The organism is Muribaculum sp. NM65_B17, from assembly GCF_004793735.1.
Classification (GTDB): Bacteria; Bacteroidota; Bacteroidia; order Bacteroidales; family Muribaculaceae; genus Muribaculum; species Muribaculum gordoncarteri.
The window spans coordinates 185,769-203,325 of sequence record NZ_SRYY01000004.1 but is presented as its reverse complement, the minus strand read 5'-3'; the positions used below and the strand labels follow the sequence as shown (position 1 = coordinate 203,325).

14 protein-coding genes are annotated in these 17,557 nt (G+C 51.5%); 10 read left to right on the top strand and 4 right to left on the bottom strand.

All coding sequences use genetic code 11. From position 1 onward, the window contains the following. The 3 genes from E5354_RS07560 (at position 1) to E5354_RS07550 (ending at position 4,585) form a co-directional block, all read left to right on the top strand. Entirely contained in the window at positions 1–945 is a 945-nt protein-coding gene (locus E5354_RS07560; protein ID WP_123394865.1) for a DMT family transporter, read from the top strand. Positions 946–954: 9 nt separating this feature from the next. Beyond that, on the top strand, positions 955–2,355 hold the full coding sequence (locus E5354_RS07555; protein WP_135947032.1) for an ATP-dependent RecD-like DNA helicase: 1,401 nt from the start codon (positions 955–957) through the stop codon (positions 2,353–2,355). A 133-nt stretch (positions 2,356–2,488) separates the two neighbouring features. Then, positions 2,489–4,585, top strand: a complete 2,097-nt coding sequence (locus E5354_RS07550) for a sensor histidine kinase (protein ID WP_135947030.1) — start codon at positions 2,489–2,491, stop codon at positions 4,583–4,585. Positions 4,586–4,592: 7 nt separating this feature from the next. On the opposite strand, the gene E5354_RS07545 is transcribed toward E5354_RS07550, so the two are convergent. The 3 genes from E5354_RS07545 to E5354_RS07535 are packed head-to-tail and all read right to left on the bottom strand — an operon-like array spanning position 4,593 to position 6,850. Beyond that, positions 4,593–5,300, bottom strand: a complete 708-nt coding sequence (locus tag E5354_RS07545; RefSeq protein ID WP_135947028.1) for a M48 family metallopeptidase — start codon at positions 5,298–5,300, stop codon at positions 4,593–4,595. After that, on the bottom strand, positions 5,297–6,166 hold the full coding sequence (locus tag E5354_RS07540; RefSeq protein WP_135947026.1) for an NAD kinase: 870 nt from the start codon (positions 6,164–6,166) through the stop codon (positions 5,297–5,299). The genes E5354_RS07545 and E5354_RS07540 overlap by 4 nt, the downstream gene beginning before the upstream one ends. 27 nt (positions 6,167–6,193) lie before the next feature. Further along, positions 6,194–6,850, bottom strand: a complete 657-nt coding sequence (locus E5354_RS07535; protein ID WP_168353849.1) for an HPP family protein — start codon at positions 6,848–6,850, stop codon at positions 6,194–6,196. Positions 6,851–6,984: 134 nt separating this feature from the next. Between E5354_RS07535 and E5354_RS07530 the strand changes: the two genes are divergently transcribed. The 7 genes from E5354_RS07530 (at position 6,985) to queG (ending at position 15,035) form a co-directional block, all read left to right on the top strand. After that, positions 6,985–7,698, top strand: coding sequence for a pyridoxine 5'-phosphate synthase (locus E5354_RS07530; protein ID WP_123394859.1), 714 nt, complete (start codon positions 6,985–6,987; stop codon positions 7,696–7,698). A gap of 44 nt (positions 7,699–7,742) precedes the next feature. After that, positions 7,743–8,546, top strand: a complete 804-nt coding sequence (locus E5354_RS07525) for a MotA/TolQ/ExbB proton channel family protein (protein ID WP_123394858.1) — start codon at positions 7,743–7,745, stop codon at positions 8,544–8,546. 16 nt (positions 8,547–8,562) lie between these two features. Next, positions 8,563–9,012 (top strand): ExbD/TolR family protein, encoded by a 450-nt coding sequence (locus E5354_RS07520; RefSeq protein ID WP_123394857.1) that lies wholly within the window; start codon positions 8,563–8,565, stop codon positions 9,010–9,012. A gap of 34 nt (positions 9,013–9,046) precedes the next feature. Further along, positions 9,047–9,850 (top strand): hypothetical protein, encoded by an 804-nt coding sequence (locus E5354_RS07515; protein ID WP_135947024.1) that lies wholly within the window; start codon positions 9,047–9,049, stop codon positions 9,848–9,850. A 126-nt stretch (positions 9,851–9,976) separates the two neighbouring features. After that, positions 9,977–13,489: a protein O-mannosyl-transferase family gene (locus tag E5354_RS07510; protein WP_135947022.1), complete on the top strand. Its 3,513-nt coding sequence runs from the start codon at positions 9,977–9,979 to the stop codon at positions 13,487–13,489. 15 nt (positions 13,490–13,504) lie between these two features. Then, positions 13,505–14,122 (top strand): polysaccharide deacetylase family protein, encoded by a 618-nt coding sequence (locus E5354_RS07505; RefSeq protein ID WP_123394854.1) that lies wholly within the window; start codon positions 13,505–13,507, stop codon positions 14,120–14,122. Next, complete coding sequence (queG, locus tag E5354_RS07500; protein WP_135947021.1) at positions 14,097–15,035, top strand: tRNA epoxyqueuosine(34) reductase QueG; 939 nt, start codon at positions 14,097–14,099, stop codon at positions 15,033–15,035. The genes E5354_RS07505 and queG overlap by 26 nt, the downstream gene beginning before the upstream one ends. On the opposite strand, the gene E5354_RS07495 is transcribed toward queG, so the two are convergent. Continuing rightward, positions 15,020–17,551 (bottom strand): carboxypeptidase-like regulatory domain-containing protein, encoded by a 2,532-nt coding sequence (locus E5354_RS07495; protein WP_168353848.1) that lies wholly within the window; start codon positions 17,549–17,551, stop codon positions 15,020–15,022. The genes queG and E5354_RS07495 overlap by 16 nt on opposite strands. Between the last annotated feature and the right edge of the window lie 6 nt (positions 17,552–17,557).

Here is a 17,557-nt window from a genome sequence, read left to right as displayed (position 1 = left end):
ATGGCTCGTACGCTATCCGACAACGGAGCTTGGAAAGGACATCTGGCAATGTTGTTTGCCAATATGGTGTGGGGTATAATGGCCCCTATCTCCAAGACCATACTGCTTACAGGGCTGGTCAGCCCGATTGCTCTCTCGGCGATAAGAATCGCCGGGGGAGCTTTGGTTTTCTTCTTGATGGACATGATGCTGCCCTCGTCCATCGTAAAGAAGGAAAAAATAATGCGAGGCGACTACATGAAGCTGTTTCTCGCATCCATCCTGATGATTGCCTGCAACCAAGGGCTTTACATCATGGGAGTCGGACTGACATCACCCATCGACGCTACTGTCATGTGTACCATAACGCCTATTTTCACCATGATTCTTGCGGCAATACTCATAGGAATGCCCATAACATGGATGAAGGCTGCCGGAGTGGCCGTAGGCCTTGGAGGTGCACTGATGCTTGTATTGTCGGACAACGACAGCTCCCACGGCTCGACCAACCCCATACTTGGCGACATCCTGTGCCTTGCCGCCCAATTCTGCGCCGCGTTGTACTACGTGATATTCAAGGACATAATAAGCCGCTATTCGCCATGGACCATGATGAAGTGGATGTTCTGGTTCTCGGCCGTCACCTACGTTCCATGTTGTCTGCCATGGCTCATGGAGGTCGACTACGCCTCGCTGCCTCCTTTCGTGTGGTGGTCGATAGCCTACATCATCATTTTCGCATCGTTCATCGCCTACCTGCTCATACCCTACTCCCAGCGTCTGCTTAAGCCTACGGTAGTGAGCATGTACACCTATTTCCAGCCTGTGTTCTCGGCCCTGCTTGCAACAGCAATAGGAATAGCCGCATTCGGATTGACCAAAATCACCGCAACGGCGCTGATATTCATAGGTGTGGCTTTCGTCACGCGTTCCACTACCGACAAGCCGCAACCGGCAAAACAATAAACCCGCACGATGGATACGATGCAGTTTGCCGAGCTTGTCGTGAGCTCATTGCCCTACACCCCCACTTCACAGCAAGTCGAGGTGATAGCGGCGTTGTCACGGTTCTGCTCGTCACGCACACCTTCCGATACCGTATTCCTGCTCAACGGTTATGCCGGCACGGGAAAGACATCGTTATGTGCCGCACTTGTACGCACACTCAATTCGGTGGGCATAGGCACCGTGCTGCTCGCGCCTACGGGACGCGCCGCCAAGGTGCTCGGTGCATTTGCCAAGCACCCCTCCTACACTATACACAGGCGCATCTACAGCGTGGGAGGCAACGACATCACATCGGCACGTGTGCTCCGTCAGGCACGTAACAACTCGACCAATGTCGTATTCATCGTCGACGAAGCATCCATGATAGGCGACGACAGCTCATCGGGCAATCTTCTTGAAAACCTTGTACACTATGTCTATTCAGGCATCAACTGCCGACTGATTCTACTCGGCGACACCGCCCAGCTGCCACCTGTAGGATGCGAAGAGAGTCCTGCCATGAGCGTTAAGCAGCTGCGGTCGCTCGGGTTGAGAGTCAATCGCGCGGTGCTCACTGCAACCGTCAGGCAGGCATCCGACTCCGGAATCCTATATAACGCCACATGGCTTAGACGTGCTATGAAAAAGGATCCACTGCCCCCGCCAAAGCTCACCGTAACACCATTTGGCGATGTAAACGTAGTCGACGGTGAAGAACTTGAGGACATGATAAACGAAGCCTACGCACGTGACGGAGTATCCCAAACAATCCTGATAACACGCTCCAACAAACGCGCCACCGAGTTTAATCTCGCAATACGCTCACGCATATTCTACAGCGAAGAGGAGCTTGCTTCCGAAGAACTGCTTCTTGTCGCAAAAAACAACTACTACTGGAGCAAGGAGATAAAGGGGCTCGACTTCATTGCCAACGGCGATGTCGCGATGGTTGAAAAGATATATGCCACCGAGTCACGCTACGGTCACCGGTTTGCCGATGTAAGATTACTGCTCCCCGACCGTGAAATAACCCTTGACTGTAAGATTATGCTCGACACTCTTGTATCGGACGACGCTTCAATGAGCCGCGAGGTCATGATGAAACTCTACGAGAGCATAGTCGCCGACCCCGACGACAGCGAGCAGTCGGCAGCCACACGAGCCGCCAATGCCTTGAAGAGCCCCTACTTCAATGCAATACAGGTGAAGTATGCCTACGCCGTGACATGTCACAAGGCGCAGGGCGGACAATGGAGCAATGTTTTTATCGACATGAGCTACATTCCTCCCGAAGCGATGGGAATCGACTTCTATCGTTGGCTGTACACTGCCGTGACACGCGCCACCTACAATCTATACCTTCTGAGCCCTACGGTTGAAATAATCTGATTGCGTTATAATCAAATCTATTTTTCACTAACCATGATTACAATTTGGTTAATTGATGGTCTGTTTTAATCGTTTTTATACTACGCTTTTCACAAAAATCCCTATTTTTGCAATATTAACCTAACATGACATAATGTCCCGATTAAAACTATTTCTGTTCGTCACACTGCTGATGATGAACATCAATCATCTATTATCAGCACCTATATCTGTTCGTGACAGTTTGCAGCGTGAACTATCCCGTTCAAAAACCGTTGCCGACAGTCTGAACATAATGTATAATATATTCGACATTACACCACGCAAGGATCAAAAGGAAATAGGTAATGAACTTTACGAATTTGCCAAGGCAAACAAGCTCTACGATGTACAGCTTGACATACTTCGTAATCTCTCAAACCTATATCTGATCGCACCGTCCGATTCGATGCACAAAGTGCTAATAGCCGAAACCGAACTCGTTCCTGAGAGCGATGACAAGAAAATGACAAAACTTTTTCTTGAAATAGCGCTTAACGCCAAACAAGCAAGCAACGCAACCGAAGCCGAGCGCCAGTACCGACTGCGCGAGCTTATGAAAGAATACAACGAAGAACCCAGCAACGACCTGTACGACCGCATAAGGCAGCTCTTCAACCTATGCATATATCTTGGAACCACAACCCACGGTGAGCTATATGTCGACTATGCCAACAAGCTAATAAACCTCATCAATCGACTGCCCCAGGAATATAACCCGCTACGCAATATGTACTATTCGCAGATGGGGCCCATATACACGGCCAATAACCAGTATGTTCAGGCTATAGCCGCCGATAAGGAGCAGCTGAAAATAGTCAAAGAGCTTGAAAAACGTTACCGCAGTCAAGGACGACGCTACAGGAATTACGACGCAAACTACTATAACGTATACCGTCGCATGCTCAGCAACTACTCGGTACTTTCGCCCGAAGAAATCGAGGACTACAACAACCAGATAAACGCGATATCACGCCGCAATTCGACCATCCGAAACGACATCATGCACAATCAGCGCAGCACCATATACTATCTTATGGCTACAAAGCGCTACAAGGAAGCCCTGCAGTTGTTGAAAAAACAGATCGACAATCCTGTCAACGCATCACATAAACGACAATTCCTCAAGCTGATGATGGAAGCCGCCGGCGCGATAAACGACAAGGAGTCACTCCTTGATGCCACAATGGCCTACAACAAGCAGCTTGAAGAGTACAACAAGCTGAAAGCCGCCGAAATATACAAGGAACTTCAGATAAGATTTGACATTAACGAACTCCGCAACCGAAATGTAGAGCTTGAACTTGAAATGCGCAATGCCGAACTGCAGTCCAACCGCAACATGCTGCGCATATTCATAATAGCAGGTGTCATATTGCTCATAATGCTTGTAATAGCTATATGCCTGTACCTCAGAACAAGAAAACTCGCCAAGAATCTTGAAAAATCGCGCGAAAAGCTGCAAAGGGAACAAGAAAACCTCATCACGGCGCAACAGGAGCTGATCGAGGCGCGCAACCAGGCCGAGAGCGCCAACAAGATGAAAACACAGTTCATCAGAAACATGCGTCACGAAATACGCACTCCGTTGAGTGCCGTCATAGGATTCTCACAACTTATAGTCGACAGCATACCCGAAAAATATCGAGGCGACATGGAACGCTATTCCGACATAATCATGATCAACAACGAAATGATTCTCACGCTCATAAACGACGTGCTTGATACTGCCGGAATGGAAACGGGAACAATTAAGCTTGACTCCAAACCCACATCGCTACAGCAGATATGCTCGATAGCCATAAGCGTGGTCGAGCACCTCGCCAACCCCGGAGTAATCATGAAGTTTGAAAACGAAGGCGATAAAGACTTCGTACTCAACACCGATGCAGCCCGCGTCGAGCAAGTGCTCATAAACCTTCTCAAAAATGCCACAAAATTTACATCTCGGGGCTCGATAACTTTGGGATACAAAGTAGACAAGGAAAATAAACAGGTGATATTCTCGGTTACCGATACGGGAATAGGCATCCCTGCCGACAAGATGAAGATGATATTCAACCGATTTGAGAAAGTCAACAACTTCTCACAAGGATCGGGACTCGGATTGCATATATGCCGTCTTATAGCCAACATGGTTAACGGAGAAGTGTGCATCGACCCGAATTATCGCAATGGTGCACGATTCCTGTTCATACATCCCATATCCTGATACGCTGCTACATCTTGATTATTGGCCATCTATAAGCTTTCAGCTTGCGCTCAAGCTCGGCGGCACGCCCCGAACAAAGCTTGTCACATATCGCATGGAAGCGCTTGGAGTGTGACATTTCCTCAAGATGTGCGAGCTCGTGACACACTATGTAGTCACGCAGCTCCTGAGGCATGAACACAAGCACATAACTCAGATGAATCACACCTGAGCCACTGCAGCGGCCAAGCGTGGAATGTCCTCGCATTATACCCCACTCTGCCGGTCGGCAATTCAATTTCGCAGCCAGACTACGGGCTCCGGGAAGCAGTACCTTGTCGGCAACATTGAAAGCAATCCTGCACATAATTCTGCTTATGGCACGCTTAACCTCAATGCTGTCCATGTCGAGCGACACTCCCACCTCTATAAATGCCTGCGGCATCCTTATCGAGCCAAGCACCTTTTCGGGACAAACGCTTTGCCTCCTGATTTCAAAGGTTATGCCGTCAAAGTCCATGACGCCTTCCCGATAAGTTACATCCTTGCGCAACGACATGAGCCGTGGCGTAAAACGCTCTATTGTCCTCAATATTTCATTGAATTCCATCCCCGAAGGAACCGACACACTCACAATGCCGTCCTTCCATCGCGCACTTATGCGTGACGTATTGTTGCGAAACGCTATTCTCACAGGGCCCAAATAGGGAAATTCGACAAGCTTTGCCTCTCTCATCTTTTGTCAATGCCCCAAAGCAATTTGTCGCGCAACGTGTCGGAAAAATGGTGATCCTGGCTTTGAATGACTTTTGTCACGAAAGGCGCACGCCTCATCGTCACGGTCGTTCCGGCGGCAAGACTCACCGAACGGCCGTCAAGACTCAGTCGGTAAGCGTCCGACCGTGAATGTGTCGTGACCGTAAACACGCTGTCATCGCTGACAACAAGAGGCCTCATGGTCAACGAATGGGCGGCAATGGGCGAAATGGCCCACACGGGCGCCGAAGGCTCCAATATCGGTCCGCCCACCGACAGATTATAACCTGTCGAACCGGTAGGTGTCGATACTATCAATCCGTCGCCCCGGTAATTGGCGAGCAATGCATCGCCTATTCGGGCCTCCATGTCTATCATCGACGATGTATCCTGCTTAAGGATAGCCACTTCATTTAGAGCGTAAGGCCATCCGTCGACATCGGTTTCAGCACAATCGACCTCAATCATCGTGCGTGAATCTATGCGGTGGTTTCCGTTGAATACGCATTCAAGGCATTTGCCCACATCGCTTATTCTCACATCGGCAAGATATCCCAGATGCCCGGTGTTTATTCCCAATATCGGAATCTCCTTTTTCCCCACCCATTGCGCGGTGCGCAGGAAAGTTCCGTCACCGCCGAGGCTTAAGGCAATGGCTGCCGAAAAATCGTCGCCCTCTATCACATCGTTTATTTTGGGAGGCGTAGGCAACACCTTACACAGATAACGGTAGAACGAAGCCTCAATCTCAACCCAGGCATTATGCGTCGACAGCAACTCGAAAAGCGCTGAAAGCTCTTCAAGATGCTCTTCCTGGTAACTGTTGCCGTAAACCGCTATTCTCATAACATCAATATCCGTTTAATTCTTATGTCACACCTCCAGATAGTGCAACAAGGCGTTCACCCTCTCGGCAAGATCCGAATTTACAAGTCCCGGCGTGCCGGCCATTTCAACCGTGTCATATCCGTAACGCTGCAGCGAGCGTGCCACCGACTCTCCGCGACTGTGGTTGACACGCAACTGCACTGTTGTGGGGCAGTCGGGTGCCGTGCCGGCTGTAACATTAAGATTAAGCAGATGCGCGTCGGCATCCTCAACGGCATGCGCGATGGCCGATGCACTGTATTGGCTCGGACGACAGGTTATGGTCAATTCAGTGGATTCATCAACCTGAGGGAAAAGCCGCGCTACCGACCTGATAATCGACTCTCGGTCGACAGCTCCTATGTAATCGCCGGTAAGGTCGTCGACAACAGGGAATATCGAAGCCTGCTCATCGACCATTCGCCACAACAGCAGCGGCATTGGGGTGGACGCAATTACCGGCTTCATAACGGTGACCGCATCGCCTACACTCTCCATAGCATAAAGCGGTGCCGAGTCGCTCACCAGGCCTATATACACCCCGTCGTCAACCACCGGGAGAATGTGACGGCCTGCGTTACGCATCTCTTCAAGACCCTCTCTATAGGTAGTAGCCGAGCGTAAAGGCACAATTTGTGGTGATATGGCGTCTTTTGCTGTCAAAACTTTTCGCTTTCTTATTTATTCTGATTACTTTTGTAGTCGCTATTTTTAGCTTACAAATATAAGAATTTTATTCCACACTAAAGTAAGCTTTTAATAATAACAACACTTTACTACTATTAGAGGTAAAAAAGATGACTAATTTAAGTGTAAATATCAACAAAATAGCCACCTTGCGAAATGCAAGAGGTGAGAATGTGCCTAACGTGGAGCAAGTTGCTATTGATTGCGAATCATTCGGAGCCAACGGTATAACCGTACATCCGCGCCCCGACGAGCGTCACATCCGTCATGACGATGTATTTGCCCTGCGCCCGCTTGTTAAAACTGAATTCAACATTGAGGGATATCCTTCTCCGGAGTTCTTGGATCTCGTTCTAAAAGTGAAACCCGAACAAGTGACCCTTGTACCCGATGCTCCCGATGCAATAACGTCAAGCGCAGGATGGAACGTAAAGGAAAACATGGAATTCCTGACCGACATAGTCGATCGCCTTCGTGATGCCGGAATACGTTCATCGATATTCGTGGACACCGATATTGAAAACATAAAAGACGCCGCAGCCACAGGCGCCGACCGCGTGGAGCTGTACACCAAGCCCTATGCCGACTTGTATCCCACCAATCCCGAAAAAGCGGTGGCTCCCTTCGTCGAGGCAAGCCGCGCAGCCCACAAGGCAGGTCTTGGCGTAAATGCAGGTCACGACCTCAGCCTCGCCAACCTGAAGTTCTTCCACGAGCGTGTACCGTTCCTCAACGAAGTGTCGATAGGACATGCGCTGATATCCGATGCACTGTATCTCGGACTGAAAGAAACAATCAGGCAATACAAGGAGTGCCTTGCCTGAGATAACAAATCCTCTACAAGAATTCATCACAATAAATATATTTCATGTCAACCCTAAACTCGCTTATCTCACAGGTATTCGATGCTGCAACCCATGTCATATCCACGGTTGCAAATAGCGCATCGACCGTCACAGGCATTATTCAAGCCCAAGTACCCGACACGCTGACCGACACCGTAACCACGACTGCCGAGGTGGTGGAGAGCATTCCGGCTCCCGAGCCCGTTGAGCTTTCAGTGTGGGAATTGTGTCTTAAAGGTGGATTCATAATGATTCCGTTGGCACTCCTTTCCATAATATGCATATACATATTCATTGAACGTTATATCGTGCTTCGCCGAGCCAATCGCGAGGACGCTTCTTTCATGAAGCGCATAAAGGACTACATCCATGAGGGCGAGATCGAGAGCGCGAAAAATCTTTGCAAGAAGAACGGTTCGCCCTACGCCCGACTGATATTAAAGGGCATCAGCCGAATAGGACGCCCGATGAACGATGTGCTTGTAGCAATCGAGAACACCGGCAACCTTGAGATAGCCAACCTCGGAAAGGGACTGCCCTGGCTCGCAACAACCGCTGCGGGAGCGCCCATGCTCGGATTCCTCGGAACGGTAATAGGTATGGTCGAGGCATTCTTCTCACTTGCAAGCGCCGGTTCCGCAGCCAATATCGGCGTACTTGCCGGAGGTATTTATGAAGCGCTTGTCACCACCGTTGCAGGTCTTGTGGTAGGTATTATCGCTCTGTTTGCCTATAACTACCTTGTGTCACGCATCAACGGTGTCATGAAGCTTCTTGAGGGTAAGACTATGGAATTCATGGATTTGCTCAACGAGCCGGCCCAATAAAAAAACGCAACCAGTCATGGCACTTAGACGACCCCACGACATGATGGCGATGTTTTCGATGGCATCAATGACCGATGTCATCTTCCTTCTGCTCATCTTCTTCATGGTCACTTCCACATTCGTTTTCCCTACGGCTCTTGAAGTGAACCTGCCCCAAAGCTCCGAGCAGACAGCCATCAAACCCGGCACACGGGTTTATATCGACAAGGAGCATCGGCTCTACGCATCGTTTGGCGACGAGGAGCCGCAGGCTATCGAGCCTGAAGCCCTGTTGGCATTCCTCCAGCTTGCCCAGAAGAGCGAGCCCGAAAGCTTCATAGCCATATACGCCGACGAAGAGGTACCCTACGGAAAGATTGTTGAAGTTCTTGACATGGGAGCCCGCAACAACCTCAAGATGGTGCTTGCCACCAAACCCACCCAAACTACCCCTTCAGCGGCCGCAAACCCGCAACCGCTTCAATAAATAACGCTCAAAACAACAACACCTCTCACGCACGATGAAACAATCACAGAAAGATCGCATCATAGCCGGAGTCGGAACAGCCGTGTTTCACATAATTATCGCGGCTATACTGCTTCTGGTCTATTTGCATTATAGCGGAGAGGCCGAAGAACGCCGTTGGCCTCCCGAGGACACAAGCGAAATCGTATTCGGAGGAGAATATGTGATGTTGGGCGACATCCAGCAGGAAGTGGCACAGACCGACAACACACCGGCACCCGCCGAAGCGGTGAACGCCCCGTCGCATTCGGGTCAGGACATGACCAACGAAGGGCTGCCATCCGACGAAGCTGCTCCGTTGACAACAAGCCAACAGGAATCGCCGATGAAGGAGCAGGCGAAACCGAAACCCGCACCTACAGGCCCTACAAAAGAGGAACTTGCCGAACATGAGCGGGTTAAGCGCGAGAAAGAACGTGCCGAAAAGCAATCCAAGATAAGCGACCGACTCAAAAGCGGCTTCTCAGGAAAGAAAGGCTCAGGCAAGACCGGCTCGCCCAACGGAAACTCGACAACCGGGGCTGTGAGCGGAATGCCGGGACACAACCTCAAGGGCCGCACGGCCGAGTCATGGGGCCGTCCGAGCAGTACGCTCAGCGGCACGATACGCATACGCGTAAGCGTCAACCGACAGGGTAGGGTGGTAGGCAATCCCACCTATGTTGGAGGTAGCGGACCGGCGGCAGCCAACAGCGCCACTCGCCGAAGCTGCATCGAGGCATCGCGCAACTCACGGTTCTCGGTCGACCTCGACGCCCAGGCCGAACAGGTGGGCATCATCACCTGGAACTTTGAATAATCGTTAAAGTTAAATCACGATATTCACATTTACACCCTCCTAAGCGGCATTATACCGAGATAAATACTTATCTTTGCGTGTTTATTTTGGCTGACAGGCCTTTATTGTCACATTTTTCCCTAACGGATGAAACAATATCGCATATTAAACAACTCGCTCGGATGGCTGATGTTTGTAATCGCAGCCGTCACCTATCTGCTCACACTCGAGCCCACTGCGAGCTACTGGGACTGCCCGGAATTCATATCACAAGGTTATAAACTTGAAATCGGACACCCGCCGGGCAACCCGATATTCATGCTTGCCGCACGATTCTTCGTCAACTTCGCACCCGACGCCCAGCATGTGGCAATAGCCGTCAACACAATGTCGGCGTTATTGAGCGCAGGCACCATCCTGTTGCTCTTCTGGACCATCACTCATCTTGTCAAGAGGTTGATTGTCAATGATGATGCGACAAAGGTGTCACTCACCCAGATGCTTGCCATATTCGGTTCAGGTGTATGCGGTGCGCTTGTATATACTTGGAGCGACACCTTTTGGTTCTCGGCCGTAGAGGGCGAGGTTTACGCCTTTTCATCGTTCTGCACCGCCTTGGTATTCTGGCTCATCCTCAAGTGGGAAAATAGGGCCGACCAGCCTCACAGCGACCGTTACCTTGTACTCATCGCCTACGTAATCGGTATATCGATTGCCGTGCACCTGCTCAACCTGCTATGTATTCCGGCAATCGTGCTTGTGTTCTACTATAAGAAATTCAAGAACCCCGACGGCAAGGGCTCGCTCATTGCACTGCTCGTGTCGTTTGTAATCGTGGCACTGATTCTCTACGGACTCGTACCCGGATTCATCGAGATGGCACAGTATTGCGAGCTGTTGTTTGTCAACGTATTCGGAATGGGCTACAACAGCGGAGCATTGGCCTACACCATCATTGCATTGGGCATGATGATATGGGCTGTCTATGAGCTTTACCGTCAGCGCAATGAGAAGCTGATGAAGCTATCATTCTTCCTTGCGGTATTCCTGTCGGGTATAACCTTCATCGGCGACGGATGGTTGATTCCCGTAGTGCTGCTCGGTGCTTTGCTCTACTACCTGTTTGTCTATCTCAAGAAGATACCCGTGCGAATCTTCAATGTGATACTGTTGAGCATAACGGTAATCTTCATCGGTTACTCCTCCTATGCGTTGCTGCTCATACGTTCATCGGCCAACACGCCCATGAATCAGAATGCGCCCGACAACGTATTCGACCTCAGCTCCTATCTTAACCGAGAGCAGTATGGCGACCGTCCGCTGCTTTACGGCAACACATTCAATTCGGGCATAGTCTACGAAGTCGATGCCTCAGGCCAGCCCAAGGCCATGAAGGAAGAGGGCAAGGTGATCTACGGCAAGAGCGTAAAGACATCGCCCGACGCCCCCGACCGTTACGAAGTGATCGGCCACAAGAGTGAGTATGTCATGACTCCCGAGCTCAACATGCTATTCCCGCGAATGTATGACGGAAAATATGCAGGCGCCTACAAGGACTGGACCGGAATGAAGGGCAAGCCCGTTACGGTGACAACCGCTGTCGACCAGAACGGAAATCCCTATCCCGGCAATCAGCAGACCCGCATAAAGCCTACATTCCTGGAAAACCTTCAGTTCTTCTTCAACTACCAGCTCAACCACATGTATTGGCGTTACTTCCTGTGGAACTTTGCAGGACGGCAGAACGACATACAGGGTAACGGTGAAGTGACCCACGGCAACTGGATATCGGGCATCCCCTTCATCGACAATCCCCGCCTCGGCGACCAGTCGCTGCTTCCCGAACCACTCGGCAAGGGCAACAAGGGACACAACGTGTTCTATATGCTGCCGCTTCTGCTCGGTATAATAGGTATCGGATGGCAGTCATTCACCTCAAAGCGAGGCATCGAGCAGTTCTGGGTGGTTGCATTCCTCTTCTTCATGACCGGAATAGCCATCGTGCTCTACCTGAACCAGACACCCAACCAGCCCCGTGAGCGTGACTACGCATTTGCCGGTTCGTTCTACGCATTTGCAATATGGGTAGGCATGGGAGTCGCAGGTATATGGCGACTGATTGTCAACGCCGTTGAATCCAGGAAAAAGCGTCCGGCGGCTTCGACTGTTGATTCGGAGGAAACTCCCTCACAGCGCCGCACCGGCATAATAGCCGTGTCGATTGCATGTCTTATAGGATTGATTGTTCCGTTACAGATGGTGTCGCAGACTTGGGACGACCACGACCGTTCGGGACGATATGCGGCACGTGACTTCGGTATGAATTACCTGTCAAGCGTCGAGCCCAACGGTATCATATTCACCAACGGCGACAATGACACATTCCCCTTGTGGTATGCCCAGGAAGTCGAGGGATTCCGCACCGATGTAAGAGTCGTAAACCTCTCCTATCTGACAACCGACTGGTATGTCAACCAGATGAAGTATCCGACCTACGACGCTGCGGCAATCGACATGATGGCCACGCCCGACAAATATGCCCACGACAAGCGACAATTCAACTACTTCCTCACTCCCGACACCGCCAAGGTAAACGCCCTGTCGGCGTTGAAGGCTCTCTATTCCGATGATTCCAACAAGAATTCATGGGGATTGTCGGAGTTCCGTTACCCCAACATGTACATTCCCGTCGACAAGGAAGCCGTAGTAAAGGAGGGTAGGGTGAGCGAAGATGAAGCAGCCGCTGTTGAGGAATACATCGATGTGAATCTTAACGATGTGCCCGACGGAGGACTTTCGCTTAGCAATGTCATATCACTCGACATGATCGCCACCAATGCTGCAAACGGATGGAAGCGACCCATCTACTTTGCGATGACTATTCCCGACGACTATTATCTCAATTTGTCGCCCTATATGCGCTCGACCGGAATGGCCTACGAAGTTGGCCCTATAAAGAACCGTGACTTCGACGGCTACACGATAGACGTGAACACCGACAAAGCCTATGACAATGTCGTGAACAAATTCCGCTGGGGAGGCATCGACAAAGCCAAGAGCGCCGACGACATATATCTCGACGAAACGGTAAGGCGCATGGTGACGACAACACGCAGCACCATACTACGACTTGCAACCTCGCTCTACAACGAAGGTGTTGGAGCCGAGATATATCTCAACAACGACAGCGCGTCGATGGACGAGGCTCAGCGTGAGAAGATTCACAAATTCATTGTCGACCGTTACACCAAGGCTCAGAACGTTCTCGACCTCATGACCGAGAAACTTCCTGAATATACCTCGCCCTACGGTATACAGATAGGCGCTCAGGTTGCCGACCTCTACGACAGGCTCGGACTGGTCATGGACCGAAAGGACGACATTGAAAAAGCTCAGGAAATCCTGCTGCACGAGATAGAGCTCTATACAGGCTACATACTCTACTTCCAGAGCCTGTCGCCCGCACAGTACTCTACGCTCCCGCGCGACGACCGTTACATCCACGACACCTACTATCTGCAGCTGCTTCAGCAATATGCCGAGGCCGGGGGCGATGCCGAGTCGTTGATGAAGGATCTTCAGGCTCGCGGAGTCAACTTCTCGCGTTATCTGCGAGCAGCCGAAGAGGCTCTTCCTCAATCAATTGACGAGAATCTATAAACGCGTCACTGATACATGTTTATCGAACAACCGCCATTGCTCTACCGCATTCTGTTTCCCGAAGCGGTGTGGCGCATAAAGCGTAAGAAACGCAAGGTGGTATACCTTACATTCGACGACGGCCCGATACCCGAGGTAACTCCTTGGGTATTGGACCTCCTCGATTATTACGGTATAAAGGCAACATTCTTCCTTGTTGGCGATAACGTTAAGCGCAATCCGCATCTGCTCGAAGAGATAAAGAAGCGCGGACACAGCTGGGGCAACCACACCATGAACCATCTGCAGGGCTTCAAAGTGCAGACACCGCGTTATCTCCGCAACATCAAGGAGGCCGACGACCTCATCGACAGTCCCCTCTACAGGCCGCCTCACGGCATAATGCGCTGGGGACAGGCCAAGGTAATCAAGGAGCATTTCAACATCATCATGTATGACCTTGTGTCACGCGACTACTCCAAGAAACTCAACGGCGAGCAGGTGCTGAAGAATATAAAGCGTTTTGCCCGCAACGGTTCCATCATTGTTTTTCACGACTCACTGAAGGCCGAGCGCAACCTGCGTTACGCACTGCCCCGCGCCATCGAGTGGCTTAAGGAGCAGGGCTATGAGTTCAGGGCCATCGATATGTAAGGACGACCTCATCGACGAGGCCCGCCGACTCGGCATAACCGACATAGGCATCGCTGCAGCCGAGCCTGTCGACTCCGAAACCATGTCACGCTATCGTCAATGGATTGCCGACGGATGTCACGGCACTATGTCCTATCTTGAACGTTATCCCGATCTTCGCGCCGACCCGCGATTGATTTTTCCTGAAGCACGAAGCATAATAACAGCAGCATTCAACTACTATCCTGCACAATTCAGGCAGCCCGACAATCCGCGGTTTGCCTACTACGCCTACGGTCGTGACTACCATGAAGTAGTGCGCGAACGCCTGTCACGCCTCGCCGATTATGTGACGCAGCTCACCGGAGCGGCCACGCGCGTGTGTGTCGACACCGCCCCGGTGCTTGAACGATATTGGGCCGTAAAGTCGGGGCTTGGATTCAAGGGGCTGAATTCGCTGCTTATCCTGCCCTCTCGCGGCTCCTACTTCTTTCTTGGAGAAATCCTCACAACTGCCGAGATAACGCCTACAGAGCCTTGTAACAGGCGTTGTGGCGACTGTGGGGCCTGTCAGCGTGCATGTCCGGCCGGTGCAATCAGAGGCGACGGCACTGTCGACGCGTCACGATGCCTCTCCTATCTCACCATCGAATATCGCGGCGAACTTCCCGACAGCGTGAATCTCGGTAACCGCATATACGGCTGCGACACCTGCCAGAGAGTGTGTCCTCACAACCGCAAGAGCCGTCCCACCGAAATTGAGGATTTCACTCCGTCACCCGAATTTCTCGCACTCGACCGCGACGACATTGCCAATCTCACTCCCGAGCGTTTCAATGCGCTGTTCAGGCACTCGGCCATAAAGCGCACGAAACTTTCAGGACTGTTGCGCAACCTCAACCGGTTGTCGCCCGACAATCAGAATCTTACCTGAACCGAAGCCAACACGTTGCGCGGCCTTATGCGATAGGCATATTCGCTTTGCGACAATGTGCCGTAGCTCATGTAACGGTAACTGCGCTCATCAAGCAGATTGGACGCTGTGAGCGATAAGCGTGTCCGTCCGGTGATCTGCCACACAACCGATGCGTCAAACAGCACCAGATTGGAGTGATTGCCCTCGGCAAACCGCGTGTAATAGTGCTCACATCCCGCCGTAAACATCCAGTAGTCGTTAGGCAACACTGTCAACGACAGCGAGTGGTTGAATGAATTTACGTGACTTGGCGGCTCACCCTCGATGGCGAAACTGTTGTGCTGTCCGTGCATGTCGTAGGCCATCGACAGCCACCTCACGATGTTTCCTTTCACATAGGGATTCACCGACACAAACCATTGCTTGTACGGAACCTTGCCTCCTTCGCGCATGGTTGCCGATGTGACATGGTTCATCGAGGCGTCGATGCCCATCACAAGCCGTCCGTGGCCGACACCCTTGCTAAGACCGCCCGAAAGCGACATTATGCGGCTTGTGCAGGCCATGGGCGAGTAGGTCGACACTATAAAATCGCCCGTAAAGAGCTGATTGGACATAAAAGGTGCGCGACTAAGCTGAAACGAGCCCGATATGTTGGCAAAAAAGGCCGACAACGGATTGCGGTACTTGTAGGTTAACGAGGCCGACGAACTGTTGGTGTAACGCTCCATAGCCACTGCGCGATAGATGTTGCGGGAGTCGAGCATGAATGGCGTGTCGACAAACATTTCAGCCGAAGGCGACGACATTGCATAGGCCACCGAAGCCGAAAACTCCGATTTCGCCCCTATTTGCTTGCGCACCCACACCCGCGGCGACACATCTACAAAGTCACGATTGCCGGCTATACTGTAGTGACGCCACTTGACAGGCAGCCAAATCGACAGGTTGAACGACCTGTAATCATAGTCGAGCTGCGGCGTGACATAGACGCCCGACACAAAGGCATTATAGTGTCCGTCACCTTCCACAGGCAACTCCCGGCCCGTAAGCGACGACCTAAGCCTGTGGTAGTTCAAGTCGACACCTCCCGAAGTATACAGTTTCCATCGCCCGAAAAAGCGTCCATACTTCACCTCGGTGGTGCTGCGCACATCGGTTGTGTTTATCCATTGGTCGGCGTTAATCTCATCTCCCGTCACATTCAGCTCCTGCGGATTGTGGTTCACCGAGTTGCGCGACGACACTGTTACGAGCCGCTTGTCGTTGCGCTTTACAAGCCGAAGATCGTCGACAACCGACAGCGTGCGACGCTTCACCCGTTGCCCGAGGCTGTAAGAGCCCGACACATCGGAGTCGGAGTTACGCCACAATGCATCGGCCACAAGCTTGTTTTTCAGATAGTATCCGCTCTTGTTCACCTCCGAGTTAAGCTGCGCCGTGACATCATGGCTTGATGTGCGCAGCGACTTGTTCTGAACGAAGTCGGGTATGTCGCTGCTGAAATAATCGGTAGTCACTCCCGAGCTGTAATCGAGGCGGTCACCCGAATAATTGAGTTTAAGCCTCATCGATGTGTCGCCTGTGCGCCATGCCGTTATGGCATTGGCAAGCATCGACAGGTTGTCGCGTGTGCGCCTGTCGGCAAGCGGAATGCTCACGGCATCGGCCGATATGTAGTCGCTCCATATATTTGCGTCGTAACTCCGGTCAAAAAGCATCTCATAATCATGCTCGATTATCTGTGTCGACGGGTCCCAGCCGGTATTGTCGACCTTAAGCGTAAACATATTCTGAATCTTGGAGGCAATGCGCATCGTAAAAAGCGATGCGTCATATAGCATCGGCGAAAATCCGGCGGCTCCCTGAGCTACGCCCACCCACTTTTGCCGGGCATCCTCCTTTAGCTTGAGGTTTATACCCGCCTGATCGGAAAACTCTATGTCGTCGAGGGCTTTTATGGGCTGATGGTTTTCAAGCACCTCTACCGACTTCACGTCATCCTTCGACAGATTATTTGTCGCAAGTCCGTACTGGCCGCCGATGAAGTCGTTCCCGTCGATATAGAATTTGTTGATGGGCTTCCCGTTATACATGATTGTGCCGTCGTCGTCCACCTTTATACCCGGCAGACGCTTTATGACATCGATTATGGCGTCATCCTGCTGCTTGGCAAACTTGTCGACATTGTAGACCAGCGTATCGCCTTTCTGATATATGTCGGGAGCCTTTATTATAACATCGCGGAGCTGTGTTGCCTTGGGCGACATCTTCACCGACGCAAAGTCGTCGGTCACCTTCATCGACAAAGTTTCGTAGCCCATGCAGCGGAATGTCACGCTCACACCGCTCTTGACATTCAGCGTAAACGACCCGTCGGCCTTGGTCGATGAAAAGCTCACCGACTTCGACGCTTCATTTATCGACTGCACGACAACACCGGGCAACGGCTCTCCGCTTTCGCTGTCGGTGACGGTGCCCCTGATTATCTCAGGCGCAGCCGTCATGACGGCGATTCCCAATAGAGTCGACATAAATAG

Excerpts from the sequence above, each read along its gene's own strand:
- E5354_RS07560 (WP_123394865.1), top strand. The coding sequence starts at position 1 with ATGGCTCGTACGCTATCCGACAACGGAGCTTGGAAAGGACATCTGGCA.
- E5354_RS07555 (WP_135947032.1), top strand. The coding sequence starts at position 955 with ATGGATACGATGCAGTTTGCCGAGCTTGTCGTGAGCTCATTGCCCTAC.
- E5354_RS07550 (WP_135947030.1), top strand. The coding sequence starts at position 2,489 with ATGTCCCGATTAAAACTATTTCTGTTCGTCACACTGCTGATGATGAAC.
- E5354_RS07545 (WP_135947028.1), bottom strand. The coding sequence starts at position 5,300 with ATGAGAGAGGCAAAGCTTGTCGAATTTCCCTATTTGGGCCCTGTGAGA.
- E5354_RS07540 (WP_135947026.1), bottom strand. The coding sequence starts at position 6,166 with ATGAGAATAGCGGTTTACGGCAACAGTTACCAGGAAGAGCATCTTGAA.
- E5354_RS07530 (WP_123394859.1), top strand. The coding sequence starts at position 6,985 with ATGACTAATTTAAGTGTAAATATCAACAAAATAGCCACCTTGCGAAAT.
- E5354_RS07525 (WP_123394858.1), top strand. The coding sequence starts at position 7,743 with ATGTCAACCCTAAACTCGCTTATCTCACAGGTATTCGATGCTGCAACC.
- E5354_RS07520 (WP_123394857.1), top strand. The coding sequence starts at position 8,563 with ATGGCACTTAGACGACCCCACGACATGATGGCGATGTTTTCGATGGCA.
- E5354_RS07515 (WP_135947024.1), top strand. The coding sequence starts at position 9,047 with ATGAAACAATCACAGAAAGATCGCATCATAGCCGGAGTCGGAACAGCC.
- E5354_RS07510 (WP_135947022.1), top strand. The coding sequence starts at position 9,977 with ATGAAACAATATCGCATATTAAACAACTCGCTCGGATGGCTGATGTTT.
- E5354_RS07505 (WP_123394854.1), top strand. The coding sequence starts at position 13,505 with ATGTTTATCGAACAACCGCCATTGCTCTACCGCATTCTGTTTCCCGAA.
- queG (WP_135947021.1), top strand. The coding sequence starts at position 14,097 with ATGAGTTCAGGGCCATCGATATGTAAGGACGACCTCATCGACGAGGCC.
- E5354_RS07495 (WP_168353848.1), bottom strand. The coding sequence starts at position 17,551 with ATGTCGACTCTATTGGGAATCGCCGTCATGACGGCTGCGCCTGAGATA.